Origin of the sequence: Imperialibacter sp. EC-SDR9 (genome assembly GCF_902498805.1) — a bacterium.
GTDB lineage: Bacteria > Bacteroidota > Bacteroidia > Cytophagales > Cyclobacteriaceae > Imperialibacter.
Genome location: NZ_LR701587.1, coordinates 1 through 11,740, shown reverse-complemented (window position 1 = coordinate 11,740; position 11,740 = coordinate 1). Strand labels below are relative to the sequence as shown.

Sequence of the window (11,740 nt, the reverse complement as noted above, 5' to 3'; positions counted from 1 at the left end):
TTGCACTCAGATTGATGCTCCTCTGATATTTGGGCAAATGAAGCATCAAAAGGTAAATGGATACGTAAAATATAATTAATCGAATAACTAATTGAATATTTTAACGTTACAACAAACTAAAACAACAAGTCATTTTATGAAAAAACTGTTTTTATTAGTAACAACCAGTTTAATTATTGCTTCGGCAGCCAACGCACAGAATACAGATTACAAAACAGCCGTAGGTCTCAGGGCTGGATTATCGGCCGGTCTCACGGTAAAGCATTTCCTTAGTCAAAAAGGCGCTTTGGAAGGCCTCGTTTCATCCCGCTGGGGCGGTGTTAACATCACAGGTTTATACGAAGTACACGACATTGCTTTTGACGAGCCAGGTCTTCGCTGGTACTATGGCGCAGGTGGACACGTCGGCTTTTGGGATGGCAATAAGAACCCCTGGTTTGACGATAATGACAATCACAGTGTAATTGGTGTTGACCTTATTCTGGGCATGGAATATACCATCCCCGGCTCGCCAGTCAACCTGAGTTTGGACTGGAAACCAGGCTTCAATATTGTCGGTTACAGCGGCTTCTGGGGCGATGAATTCGCTCTGTCGTTGCGATTTGCCTTTCAATAAAAATTAAGGGTGGGTGTCCCCGGGCATCCACCCTTTAAAATTTTGATGCCAGCCGCATCAATTCCTCTCTGTTCACTTCATGTTTCCCCTCAAACACCAGGCTTCGGGTGTTCTTCCCAAATAGCTCCCTGAGCCTTACCTTTTCCTGAGCAAGTAACTGCTCGCTGTAATAAATATCTTGCCGGCCAATGCAGCCAATCACCTCTGCCTTTGGTGACGCAAATTCGAAATCTCCCGGCGTCAGTTCTTTTGGGAACCCACCTGCCCACAGCACCATCTTATGAAAGGGCCACTTCTTGTGTGCAGCTAACCTTGCCACAGCTGATACGCCCTGAGAAAAGCCGAACAAAATCAATTTGTAGTGATCAAAGTCGATGTCTTCAAAAATAGGATCAAAAACCGCATCGAAGTAGGCCCTTTGATTGGCCAGCTCAGTTTCCCTGTCCTCCTTTGTCATCCAGCTTGCCCCCACCCTTCCATAGGTCTGATCGAGGTACAGGCGACTAAGCCCTTGCGGTGCAATGACAAAATGCTTGCTCGGATCCAAAAAATCGAACTTTTGAACAAAAAATTCTGCCAGTTGCGCATAACCATGACACACCACCCAGATGTATTTGGTAGCAGGCGTTACATTGTTGAGTGTGTAATAAGGAGCTGAAAAAGAAAAGGAGACGTGTCGCTGCAAAACCTGATTTTTTTTGAAACGTGAAGGTAAAGTGAAAGTGCGTGCTGTAAAAGTGCCTGGCAAATTTTACTTGGCCAGCTTTACATGAATAACAACGCACTATTGAAAAGGTAAATTTCCTACATTTGAAAAAATGAACCATTAAAAATTAGCCAAAAAGAAACGCATTTGTAAAACCCTCTGTATGACAAAAACATCAAGCTTCCTAATTGCTATTCTACTCCTGGCGCTGTCGCAAAGTCTGTTAGCACAAAACAGCTCAGACCCGGAGCCACTTTTGGAATTTGCGGCTGTCTATTCCAACGGTGAAAAATGGGAGGCTGGCAAAACTCCGGCGGAGCAGCCCTACTTTATGGATCATTCTGCTTTCCTGTTCCGGTTGAAACAATCGGGAGTGATTACGGCCGGTATAAAGATCGCCGACAAAAGCATCATTTTGTTCAAGGCCAAAAGCCTCGAGGAAGCAAAGAAATTGTTTGCACCCGATGTGTCGGTGGACGAAAAAACCTACAAGCTGGAGGTGCAACCGGCCACAGTATTTTACAAAGGCTGTATTTGACGTCAGTTTTACCGCAAAGTTGCCTAATTTTATATCAGGCCAAAGCCATTCTTTCCAGCTAACCATACAAAGCCATGAAGATATCTCTATCCATATTTTTTGCGCTCTTCCTACTGCTGTCTTGCAAGGAACAAAGCAAAGATGAACAGCAAAAACCAGAGGTGCCTGAGCCCGGCGAACCGGTAGCGGAAGTCGACTGGGACGAAGCCACCCTGGCCTGGTCTGACGAATTTGACGGGGAAGCGGTGGACACGGAGAAATGGAAGTTCGAAACCGGGGCCAATGGCTGGGGCAACAATGAATGGCAAAACTATACCAACGGCCCAAACTCTACTGTCTCAGACGGGTTGCTGAAGATTACCACCAAAAAGACAGGACCCGGTCAGAAAGTGGGCGACTATACATCGTCACGCATGCTGAGTAAGGAGACGTTCACCTACGGACGCATGGAGGTGAGGGCCAAAATACCCGAATGGAAAGGCAAGGGCGTTTGGCCTGCGATCTGGATGCTGGGCGACAATATCAGTCAGGTTGGCTGGCCCGACTGCGGCGAAATCGACATCATGGAATATGTGAGCTATGCTCCCAATGAAGTCCACTTCACTATCCACAGCAAGGCCAATAACCATGTGCAGGGAACCCAAATTACCACTGGTCCCATGAAGCTGGAAACCATTGAAGAGGAGTTCCACAACTATGGTATTCTTTGGACGGAGCGATACGTCAAATTCTATCTCGACGATATCGACAACATAAAGCTGACATTCAACAAACCCACCGTGCCCACGCAGGACAACTGGCCATTTGACAAGCCGTTCTTCTTTTTGCTGAACATCGCTGTTGGTGGCAATTGGGGAGGTTTACAAGGAGTGGATGACAACATTTTCCCATCGACGATGGAGGTGGACTATGTGCGGGTTTATCAGTTCGAATGAGTGGTGATGACTAAATAGCGGCTGCCTTATTGCTCCCTGCATTTCAATTCCGGCTATTTCCCCCAATCTGGCGCTGGAGTATCCTGGTTGAACAACTCGTCCAAATAATAATCTCTCTTGTACAGATTGTTGCAATTATTCTCACCACTCAGGTCAAAAATACAGGCATACTGGTCAATCACCTCCCCATTCATCAGGCTTTTCGCATCTCCATTGGGTAGCAGGGCATCATCGTGATCAATTCTTCGCAAAGCGCAGTGGCCCAGCATGTGCAACATCAAAGCTTCCTGTGTAATCTTATCGCTCCAGCATTTGTTTTCCTGATTGATCTCAATCTTCAGCTGTTTGCCAACAAACACACAGGAGCCGCACAAAATGCCCTCAGTGTTCAGGCCGTATTCAATGATCAGGTTGTTCGACAGGTCAAGCTTGACACCACGCTGGGCGGCCTCTGACACAAGCGTGTCAACAAAAGACTGCAACTCGTCGGGAACGCTATAAATCGTTTCCTGCTCTTTGGTACACGCAGCAAAGAGCATCCAGAAAATAAGCAGCATACCCGCTGACGATAAAAAGTGCTTTCTCATTAACTTAATACGAGGCTTAGTTACTAGTCAAGTTAATAAATACTAACTTGGATGCGAGCATTTCATCATCGATTTAGCTCACAAATATCATTTTTCAATCAAAAAATCCCATTCATATGAAAAGATCAGCAACAGCCGTTTGGCAAGGAAGTGGAAAAGAAGGCAAAGGGCACCTCACCACACAAAGTACGGTACTTAATAAAACTCAGTACTCCTTTTCGTCGAGGTTTGAAGAGGGAGTTGGCACCAATCCGGAAGAGCTGATAGCTGCGGCTCATTCGGGTTGCTTCGCTATGAAGCTGAGTTTCAGTCTAACTGAGGCAGGTTTTGTGCCAGACACGCTGGATGTTAAATGCCAGGTGACACTAGAAGATGGAGCCATTACCAAATCCCACCTTACGCTCAAAGCAAAGGTGAAAGGAATAAGCGACTCAAAATTTGCGGAGTGCGTGAAAGATGCGGAAAAAAACTGCCCCATCTCTAAATCATTGACTGCTGCTATTTCCGTTGAACACACACTGAATGCATAGTTGATTGGCCAGACTACAAAAGTTTAGCGGCGGGAAGAAGGATGTGTGCTCATTCCGACCACCTCTGACGTCGCATAGCAACGTCTGCTCCGAAACTTTTGTAGTCTGCTATTTAGTCCCTTCCAGCTCATACCATTCCACGTCTGTCAGGTTGGGTCTTCTGCCTTTGTTCTCAGGCGCATAGTTTTTAGCCAGGTAGTCAAGAATGGCGGCCTCGTTCTCGCCCAAGTCCCACAGTTTCTGTGTCCGCTGCATCCATCGTATCATGCCTTCCCAGCCCTCTCTCGTAGCCCTGTTTTGGGTCACCAGAGTGGCCGCATGGCAGTTGGTGCAGTTGGCTTTGGCCAACTCCCAGCCCGTGTCGATGATAAAGCCGGTCTCTTCATCTACGGTGCCGTTTTCGGCATTTGGGGCAACGGCCTCAACTTTGGCGACAGGCGTTGCTGTTTCTTGCTTAGCAAGTATTGGCTTTGGAGATGGCTTGTAGAAAAAGAACAGGTAAGCAGCGCCCAAAGAAAGAATTAAGGCCAGGCTTAATATCCCTATTAAAGCACCAGTGGCTTTTTGCAGCACCTCCAGTAAATCATTTTTCTTCTCCATCATCTTACTTTCACGGCGATTCTATGGCACGCATTATTCAGGTAGCCCTTGGGGTTCCACCCGGGCACCACCATGGGCTGGCTCTTTCCGTCACTATCTGTTGCCTTGGCCCATATTTCGTAGTAGCCTGTTGCAGGTAGCTCTAACTCAGCGCTAAAGTGCTGCCAGGCCAGTCTGTTCGCCGGGCCTTCAAGGTCTGCTTTTTGCCAGGTAGCTCCAAAATCAGCAGATACGTGCACTTCCTTCACGCTCTTGTCACCTGCCCAGGCGTGACCCCGCACGGGCAGCGTTTGGCCGACTTTTATCAGAGCCCCTGTCTTCGGATAGCTAATGATCGACTTCACAGGCATGCCTTCAATGATGCACATGTTTTCATCGGGTACCACCTCGCCGGGGGCTACTGCTTCGCAAGGAACACGATAGCTATCGCCCCCCATCTTCTCGCCATCATGCACCACGTTTCTCACGGCAATAGTGCTAAGCCACTTGCCCGAAACCGAACCGGGCCAGCCACCCATCACAAGTCTTAAAGGATGTCCGTTGGCCAAAGGAATATCCTCGCCATTCATCGCCCAGGCCACAAGGGTTTCGTCTTCGAGTGCTTTGCTAATGGGCACTCCTCTCGATATCACTACTTTCTTAGGATCTTTGCTCAGGTGCACATCCTTGCCGTAGTAGCCGATATACACTGCATCATCTTTTATGCCCACATCCATCAAAATGTCTTTCAGCCTCACGCCTGTCCATTTGGCGCACGAAACCGCACCAACTTCCCACTGATTGCCTTTGGCTGGTGGGTTGAACTCCGCCCTGCCATTACCGCCGCACTCAATAGTAAGCTGGTAGGTGTAAGTTTTAAATTTGCTTTTAAGCTCAGCGATAGAATAGGATTTCGTCGTTTTGGCAGACTCTCCGTTGATCGTTAGCGACCAGTTCGCCACGTCGATAGCCTCAGGCATCAGGCCATTGTTACGCACAAACATTTTATCGGCAGGTGTCACCTTGTCGTCGAGCAGGTGTGGCGGCGTTTCAATATTCCAGGGTCTTTCGCCAAGCACCTTCAAACCAGCGTTTTTACCCGGAAGCATCTCCGGATCGGCCAGCCATTTGCCGACAAACGGGTACTTTTCCGGCGCCACGCTGCCGTAGACTACCGGCACGCCCCAAACCAATGCCTGACTGCCTAGAAATGATTTTTTGAGGAAACTGCGGCGAGTGTTCATGATCGGATTTTTGTAAGATGACACCAGAAAGTTAACCTTACGAAATCAGAAATAAAACGAAACCGGTGTCGATTGGCGGATAAAGTATCAGATATCCCTGGTTTGTTCTTTTAACCTGAGCAGTTCAGCTTTCAGCACCTCTCTGGGCGCTCCTTCTCTCACCACTTTCCCATCTTCCAACCATACCACATGATCGGCCAAAATGGTCGCCTCCAGCAGGTCGTGCGTGGCCATCACTGCTGTGGTGTTGAGCAGGCCAAGCATTTGCTTGAGCTCACCCCTTATCTCGTTCCGAAGGCTGAAGTCGAGCGCCGCCATGGGTTCATCGAGCAGCAGCAGTGCTGGCTTTGCCGCCAAAGCCCTCGCCAAAGCCACCCGCTGTTGTTGCCCACCAGAGAGTGAGGCGGGCCGGTCGTTGATCAGGTCTTGTATTTTGAACACTGTCAGCAATTGCTCCAACCAGGTATTGTCCACTTCTTCCCTGAATCCGTATTGGATGTTCGCTTTCACATTCAGGTGAGGGAATAGCGCATAGTCCTGAAATACGTAGCCTATATGCCTGAGATGGGGAGCAACAAAAGCTGAAGGCGATGACCACACAAATTCCGATGCACTAATGACGCCGCTATCTGGCTTTTCTAAACCGGCCAGCAGCCGCAGCAGGGTGGTTTTTCCGGCACCACTCGGGCCCATCAGTGCCGTGAAAGAACCCTTGCTGAGTGTCAGCTCCGCTTCCAGCGAAAAGGATCGGCCCCTGTCGGCGTACTTCTTTGTACAATCCAGTGAATAAGCTGCTTCTACCATAGTGCTATCCGCTTTTGAAGCCACTGAACAAGGAAAATGATTACAAGTGAAAAAACCAGCAGCACCAGGGCGTACTGGTTGGCGACATCGTAGTTCATGGCCTCCATTTCGTGAAAGATAGCAATCGATGCCACCCTCGTTTGGCCGGGTATGTTGCCGCCAATCATCAGCACCACACCAAATTCGCCAATAGTATGGGCAAAGGTCATGATGAACGCTGCGAACAACGACGATTTGATATTGGGAACAAGCACCTTAAAAAAGGTCTGAAGCCTTGTTTTTCCGAGGGTAAACGACGCCTCCCTTAACGATTTTGGCAGTGCGTCTAACCCCGATAAAATGGGACTTACCATGAACGGAAGGCTAAAAACAATGCTGCCAAGCAAAATGCCGTAGAAAGAAAATACCATCCGAACACCAAAGAGCTTTTCAAATACGCCGCCAGCGAAGCTATCGGGCTGCATGGCCACCAGCAGGTAGTAGCCGAGAACTGTTGGGGGCAACACCAAAGGGAGGGCGATAATGGCCCTGATGAGGCTTTTTCCCCTGAAAGAAAACATGTGGAGCACGTAGCCGGAAACGACCCCGACCAACGCAAGAATTAGCGTCGTAAACACGGCCAATTTCAGGCTCAACCACAAGGGGGCCATGAACTGCTCCATGGTTACTCTGCCACAGGGAGTTCGTAACCAAAATCTTGAAATATCCGGCGGGACTCTTTGCCCAGAAGAAAATCCTTGAAAAGCGTAGCAACGAAAAGCCCGGGGCCGTCAGTCTTTAAAATAAGCATCGTTTGTGGTATGGGATCCATCCAAATCTCCTCAATTTTAATAAACTTGCCCTCGCCTTTCTTCTGACTGAACTTAAGAGAGTTAGACGTAAAAGCCGCATCGACAGAACCGGCCGCAATGTACTGATTTACCTGACCGATACTGGTGCCATACACGATCTTGTCGTGCACTAACACCCCCAGCTGCTTCACTTCCAGCCAATCTCTGGACAGCTTGCCGTATGGCGCCAGGTCAGGGTGTGCCAGACCGATGGATTTCACCTTCTCCTGTTTGAGAATAGCCGCCGGATCGTCTCCGGCAATGCCGCTTTTCACCCACAGATACACAGTCCCAAAGCAAATAATTTGTGGCCCACCATGCGCCTTGTCTTTGTCAATTACCTCATCAATGTATTTATCGTCGGCGGAAACGAAAATCTCATATGGAGCGCCGTTGATGATCTGCGAGGTGAGAGTGCCGGAAGCTCCTGGAATGAGTTCCACTTCGTAGGGGTACTTGCTCTCAAATTTCTTTTCAATGGCCTGCATTGGTAGCAAAAGATTGGAGGCCACTGCCACTTTTATCGACTGCGCCATCATTGAGCAGCACAGCAGCATCAAAAAAATAGTAATATGTATTCTTGTAGCTATATCTCTATTTACCATCACCCAACTCAATTCTTCCTGAAAAAATCTACAACCAACCTTTACTTCCAACTAGCTTTCCAAAACTTCCCCGGGTACTAGCAGGCAATAACACCAAAAATGGCGGCTTAACCACCTATGGTTGACATGCTTTCCGACACGGCATGTCCTTTTGCTCTTCTTGCCTCCGCTTCAAACCCGTCTTTTGCTCTTTGCCCAAATGCCTTCAGCAAAGCGGCGCTAATTTCTGCGTCATTGGCGCCATTTCTTAGCAAAGCTCTCAAATCAAGCACACCGTCATCGTACAGGCAGGTTTTCAGCGTGCCCTGAGCGGTCATCCTGATTCGGTTGCAGGTGCCGCAAAAGCTCCTCGTAAAAGCTGCAATGATCCCTACAGAGCCTTTGAACCCATCTATGCCATACGTTGCTGACGTTGAGGCGGCTTCGTCTACTCTTCGACTGAGCGATGGGAATGCCCTGACCAGCTCCTGGTGAATCTTCGCATGCGTCCACACCAGCACAGGGTAATGCGAGCCCTCGCCGTTGAAAGGCATTTCTTCTATGAATCTCACGTCCACTTTGTGTGCTTTTGCCAGCATGGCCAGCGGCACAATATCGTCCGTGTTCTGTCCGTCCATCACCACGACATTGATCTTGGTTTCAATTCCCTGGTCGAGCAGCGCATGAAAAGTCTCCATCACTGCTGGCAGCTCGTCCCGGCGGGTAATAGAGTGAAAGCGCTCACGATCCAGCGTATCCAGGCTCAAATTAACCGACTTAATACCCGCCGCCTTGAACTCTTCAATATGAGGCAGTGTCAGAACGCCGTTGGTAGTGATATGAATGCCTTCTATGCCCGGAATTTCATTGAGCTTTTTAATAAAGTACATCAGGTCTTTCCGCACAAAAGGCTCGCCGCCGGTAAGCCTCACCTTTTTCACCCCAAACCCGGCCATGATCCCTACAAGGCGCAGCATTTCTTCGTAGGTGAGCAGCTCCTTTTTGGGCAGGTACCTGATGCCTTCTTCCGGCATACAGTAAAAGCAGCGCAGGTTGCACCTGTCGGTAACAGCCAGCCGCACATACTCTATGGGCCTCCCGTGATTATCAAAAAACTGTTTTCCCTGCATAGTTAGTGTTACAACACGAATTCAAGTTGGTAAAGTTTAAGCTGATTTAGAAATTGTTTGGTGGAAAGAGGGGATTATTCCCCATAATTGGTTGTTGTGTTGAGAAGAGGTCGCAAATTGATTTACTTTACTGTATGGAATTAACGATTCAGGCATTTGGCATAGCGAAGGATATACTTGGCGACAGGAAGACCATGCTGAGCATGAATGATGGAGCTACGGTAGCTGATTTGCTGGCGCTGCTGAACAAAGAGTACCCGGCGTTTCAAAAGCTGACGTCGCTGGCGGTAGCGCTGAATGAAGAGTATGCAGAAAAGGAAGCAGTACTCAGCCCGGCTGATACGATAGTGCTCGTGCCACCGGTTAGCGGAGGATGAGCAACTGATGATTTGGAGAATTTGTTGATTTGAAGATTTAAGGATGGCAGAATTGAAGATTTTGAAATTGCTGGTTACTTCCACCTCCGGTCTCCTGTCTCCGGTCTTCGGTCTTCGGTCTTCCGTCTTCCGTCTTCCGTCTCCCAACTTCCTCCTCCTTTCTTCCATCTTCTGTCTCCGGTCTTCCAACTTCTTCAACTATGATCAAACTTACAGACCAACCCATCAATATCAACGAAGCCATTGAGGCAGCCCAGGCAGAAGGCGCCGGTGCAGTGAACGTATTCATTGGCACAGTGCGCAACAAAACCCAGGAAAAGCAGGTGCTGTCCCTCGACTTCGAAGCCTACGACCCCATGGCTGAAAAAGAAATCCAGAAGATTGTGGATCAGGCCAAAGCCAAATGGCCCGTGATCAAAGCGGTGGTGGTGCATCGCAAAGGGCATTTGGAAATTGGAGAGGCAGCCGTAGTGATTGCCGTTTCAACCCCCCACCGCAAGGCCTCCTTCCAGGCCTGCGAATTCATTATTGACACCCTGAAACAAACTGTTCCCATCTGGAAAAAAGAGATTTTTGAGGGGGGTGAGGAGTGGGTGAGTGCGCATCCGTAACGGAGCTTAACGGCTATGCAGCGTGGGGATTGGTAAGAGTTACCGCCGCCGTTTGTGCTTAGCCACGCTTTGCCTACCGAAGCTTTAGCGAAGGTAGGCCGGTGATGAAATACACAAAGTGGCGGGGTCTGCAATCTCCACTGCGATTTCCTTGCAGCTGAAACCCCATGGTGTCTTTGTGTTGTGAGGACTTTATTAGCCGACGTTTCCAATTTCATCCAAATGCAACGGAGGTCATTGCTTGGGAGCAGCTATTTCGTTTGACTCATAAAACGTTTCCAGTTCAAGCAGCAAGGATTGAAGCTTATTTCCCCATTCATCCTGGTTAGTCTTGAGTAGTCCGTTGGCAGTCTCCCTGTCATACAAGCTGTCCATCTTATTTCTTAGATCGTAGACAGATTCAATTCTGGCCTCATATAGCTCCAAGTCAAACATATCCCATGAAGTGACTTCCAATAAAGATTTCCTCATAATTCGGGTATGTAATTCAGCTATGTCAAAATGCAATTGTTCGTGGCTTAGTAAATCTGAAAGACTATCACCGAATCGGTCAATAGCTGTATGGTCAAAAAAGGAAAGTTTGGTGATAAAATTGTTAGTTACTCTGAACGTTAAGCTATCATCCACGTAGGAACTTTTGACTTCTATGCTGGCGCAGGTCGTTGCTAGAGCCCAGCTAGGCCCGTTTTTTGGGCCTTGGAAATCCTCCCATTTAAGTTTGTATGATGGAGTCCATGGAATGTTGACTTCCTCTTCTTGGGCGAAACAGTCCACCAGTCCAAGAGTCAATAAGGCTATAAAAGCAAGTGTCTTCATCCGAATTCCTCACAACGGCTAGCTAAGCAAGTGGGGATTGGTAAGAGGTTCCACCACCGTTTGTACTTAGCCACGCAGAAGATAAAATTAACTTTTGTGGCGGAGATTCCAAGGCAGCAATTGACCGGTAACTAATGAAGCCCACATTCACTTTTAGCCCTGTGTTGTGCTTTCGTTTTTACCGCCTGTTTTCATCCAACCATTCAGCCCCATTCCAGGCTGGGCTTAACCCACCAAGTTCAGGGAAATTCAAATCAGGATCATTCGACTGAATCAAGCAGATCAGTTTATGTCCGTCAATTAGCCATTCTCTAGACGTTCGTGCAATCGATGCAAGAATTCCCTCAGACGTCGGTCGGTGTTGTTCAACTATGACGTCAAAGCTTCTGAAAATTAGAATTAGGCCTCTGTATTTGGTGTTAAGCATATCACCAAGGCAATCGTGAAATGCGTCAAGATTCTCTCCGTAGTAATCAGGGAAGAATAATACCTCCTTAATCTTCTTGTGCAGGTTATTCTTCGTCCATGTTCGACAATTCATGTCAAACACCTCAAAGTTGTTATCGCTGAACCAGGAAAAATCCTCGTTCAGAATACCATTGTTGTGGTACATGCAGATTGGACCATCTTTCAGTATTTCTACATCCCTACGTATATTTTGATTGTTCATTCTTATATCTACGAGCAGCACATGAAGCACAACGTTTAGATAAACGGCGGATTAAGCAGGGCAATCGCATTCAAACTGATTATTACGAGACTAATGGTAAAAGAATTTTTCGGGGCCCGGGGCACAGAATGGTCAAAGCCTCAAGGAGGCTTATCAAAGTCTCATATGGTGTGTGTTTAGTAT

At 48.0% G+C, this 11,740-nt stretch carries 16 protein-coding genes; 6 read left to right on the top strand and 10 right to left on the bottom strand.

The window, feature by feature from the left end:
* Positions 1–136 precede the first annotated feature (136 nt).
* A complete protein-coding gene (locus tag GC130_RS15270; RefSeq protein ID WP_151999204.1) occupies positions 137–616 on the top strand; it encodes a hypothetical protein in 480 nt (159 codons plus the stop codon).
* A gap of 34 nt (positions 617–650) precedes the next feature.
* Here the strand turns inward: GC130_RS15270 and GC130_RS15265 are convergent, their stop codons facing one another.
* Positions 651–1,301, bottom strand: a complete 651-nt coding sequence (locus tag GC130_RS15265) for an alpha/beta hydrolase (RefSeq protein ID WP_193217872.1) — start codon at positions 1,299–1,301, stop codon at positions 651–653.
* Between the two features lie 184 nt (positions 1,302–1,485).
* Between GC130_RS15265 and GC130_RS15260 the strand changes: the two genes are divergently transcribed.
* Positions 1,486–1,860 carry a hypothetical protein gene (locus tag GC130_RS15260; RefSeq protein ID WP_151999202.1) on the top strand — a complete coding sequence of 125 codons (375 nt, stop codon included), beginning with the start codon at positions 1,486–1,488 and terminating at the stop codon, positions 1,858–1,860.
* 74 nt (positions 1,861–1,934) lie between these two features.
* Entirely contained in the window at positions 1,935–2,795 is an 861-nt protein-coding gene (locus GC130_RS15255; protein WP_151999201.1) for a family 16 glycosylhydrolase, read from the top strand.
* A 53-nt stretch (positions 2,796–2,848) separates the two neighbouring features.
* Here the strand turns inward: GC130_RS15255 and GC130_RS15250 are convergent, their stop codons facing one another.
* Complete coding sequence (locus tag GC130_RS15250) at positions 2,849–3,382, bottom strand: hypothetical protein (protein WP_151999200.1); 534 nt, start codon at positions 3,380–3,382, stop codon at positions 2,849–2,851.
* 116 nt (positions 3,383–3,498) lie between these two features.
* On the opposite strand from GC130_RS15250, the gene GC130_RS15245 reads away from it, so the two are divergent.
* Positions 3,499–3,912: an OsmC family protein gene (locus tag GC130_RS15245; protein WP_151999199.1), complete on the top strand. Its 414-nt coding sequence runs from the start codon at positions 3,499–3,501 to the stop codon at positions 3,910–3,912.
* 108 nt (positions 3,913–4,020) lie between these two features.
* Here the strand turns inward: GC130_RS15245 and GC130_RS15240 are convergent, their stop codons facing one another.
* The 6 genes from GC130_RS15240 to moaA form a co-directional block, all read right to left on the bottom strand.
* Positions 4,021–4,515, bottom strand: a complete 495-nt coding sequence (locus GC130_RS15240) for a cytochrome C (protein ID WP_226940506.1) — start codon at positions 4,513–4,515, stop codon at positions 4,021–4,023.
* Positions 4,512–5,735: a sulfite oxidase gene (locus tag GC130_RS15235; RefSeq protein ID WP_151999198.1), complete on the bottom strand. Its 1,224-nt coding sequence runs from the start codon at positions 5,733–5,735 to the stop codon at positions 4,512–4,514. The genes GC130_RS15240 and GC130_RS15235 overlap by 4 nt, the downstream gene beginning before the upstream one ends.
* Before the next feature lie 87 nt (positions 5,736–5,822).
* Positions 5,823–6,539, bottom strand: coding sequence for an ABC transporter ATP-binding protein (locus GC130_RS15230; protein ID WP_151999197.1), 717 nt, complete (start codon positions 6,537–6,539; stop codon positions 5,823–5,825).
* The gene (gene modB, locus GC130_RS15225) at positions 6,533–7,201 is read right to left on the bottom strand and encodes a molybdate ABC transporter permease subunit (RefSeq protein WP_151999196.1); all 669 of its coding nucleotides are present in this window, start codon (positions 7,199–7,201) and stop codon (positions 6,533–6,535) included. Before modB ends, GC130_RS15230 begins: the two co-directional genes overlap by 7 nt.
* 2 nt (positions 7,202–7,203) lie before the next feature.
* Positions 7,204–7,974: a molybdate ABC transporter substrate-binding protein gene (gene modA, locus GC130_RS15220; RefSeq protein ID WP_151999195.1), complete on the bottom strand. Its 771-nt coding sequence runs from the start codon at positions 7,972–7,974 to the stop codon at positions 7,204–7,206.
* Between the two features lie 107 nt (positions 7,975–8,081).
* A complete protein-coding gene (gene moaA, locus GC130_RS15215) occupies positions 8,082–9,083 on the bottom strand; it encodes a GTP 3',8-cyclase MoaA (protein WP_151999194.1) in 1,002 nt (333 codons plus the stop codon).
* A 134-nt stretch (positions 9,084–9,217) separates the two neighbouring features.
* On the opposite strand from moaA, the gene GC130_RS15210 reads away from it, so the two are divergent.
* Both GC130_RS15210 and GC130_RS15200 read left to right on the top strand, forming a co-directional pair.
* A complete protein-coding gene (locus GC130_RS15210) occupies positions 9,218–9,460 on the top strand; it encodes a MoaD/ThiS family protein (protein ID WP_151999193.1) in 243 nt (80 codons plus the stop codon).
* Positions 9,461–9,660: 200 nt separating this feature from the next.
* Positions 9,661–10,071 carry a molybdenum cofactor biosynthesis protein MoaE gene (locus tag GC130_RS15200; RefSeq protein WP_151999191.1) on the top strand — a complete coding sequence of 137 codons (411 nt, stop codon included), beginning with the start codon at positions 9,661–9,663 and terminating at the stop codon, positions 10,069–10,071.
* Between the two features lie 234 nt (positions 10,072–10,305).
* On the opposite strand, the gene GC130_RS15195 is transcribed toward GC130_RS15200, so the two are convergent.
* Together GC130_RS15195 and GC130_RS15190 are read right to left on the bottom strand one after the other, a co-directional pair.
* On the bottom strand, positions 10,306–10,542 hold the full coding sequence (locus GC130_RS15195) for a hypothetical protein (RefSeq protein WP_151999190.1): 237 nt from the start codon (positions 10,540–10,542) through the stop codon (positions 10,306–10,308).
* 523 nt (positions 10,543–11,065) lie between these two features.
* Positions 11,066–11,557 carry a barstar family protein gene (locus GC130_RS15190; protein WP_151999189.1) on the bottom strand — a complete coding sequence of 164 codons (492 nt, stop codon included), beginning with the start codon at positions 11,555–11,557 and terminating at the stop codon, positions 11,066–11,068.
* Positions 11,558–11,740 lie beyond the last annotated feature (183 nt).

Coding starts and splice junctions, on each gene's coding strand:
- GC130_RS15270 (WP_151999204.1), top strand. CDS start 137: ATGAAAAAACTGTTTTTATTAGTAACAACCAGTTTAATTATTGCTTCG.
- GC130_RS15260 (WP_151999202.1), top strand. CDS start 1,486: ATGACAAAAACATCAAGCTTCCTAATTGCTATTCTACTCCTGGCGCTG.
- GC130_RS15255 (WP_151999201.1), top strand. CDS start 1,935: ATGAAGATATCTCTATCCATATTTTTTGCGCTCTTCCTACTGCTGTCT.
- GC130_RS15250 (WP_151999200.1), bottom strand. CDS start 3,382: ATGAGAAAGCACTTTTTATCGTCAGCGGGTATGCTGCTTATTTTCTGG.
- GC130_RS15245 (WP_151999199.1), top strand. CDS start 3,499: ATGAAAAGATCAGCAACAGCCGTTTGGCAAGGAAGTGGAAAAGAAGGC.
- GC130_RS15240 (WP_226940506.1), bottom strand. CDS start 4,515: ATGATGGAGAAGAAAAATGATTTACTGGAGGTGCTGCAAAAAGCCACT.
- GC130_RS15235 (WP_151999198.1), bottom strand. CDS start 5,735: ATGAACACTCGCCGCAGTTTCCTCAAAAAATCATTTCTAGGCAGTCAG.
- GC130_RS15230 (WP_151999197.1), bottom strand. CDS start 6,539: ATGGTAGAAGCAGCTTATTCACTGGATTGTACAAAGAAGTACGCCGAC.
- modB (WP_151999196.1), bottom strand. CDS start 7,201: ATGGAGCAGTTCATGGCCCCCTTGTGGTTGAGCCTGAAATTGGCCGTG.
- modA (WP_151999195.1), bottom strand. CDS start 7,974: ATGGTAAATAGAGATATAGCTACAAGAATACATATTACTATTTTTTTG.
- moaA (WP_151999194.1), bottom strand. CDS start 9,083: ATGCAGGGAAAACAGTTTTTTGATAATCACGGGAGGCCCATAGAGTAT.
- GC130_RS15210 (WP_151999193.1), top strand. CDS start 9,218: ATGGAATTAACGATTCAGGCATTTGGCATAGCGAAGGATATACTTGGC.
- GC130_RS15200 (WP_151999191.1), top strand. CDS start 9,661: ATGATCAAACTTACAGACCAACCCATCAATATCAACGAAGCCATTGAG.
- GC130_RS15195 (WP_151999190.1), bottom strand. CDS start 10,542: ATGAGGAAATCTTTATTGGAAGTCACTTCATGGGATATGTTTGACTTG.
- GC130_RS15190 (WP_151999189.1), bottom strand. CDS start 11,557: ATGAACAATCAAAATATACGTAGGGATGTAGAAATACTGAAAGATGGT.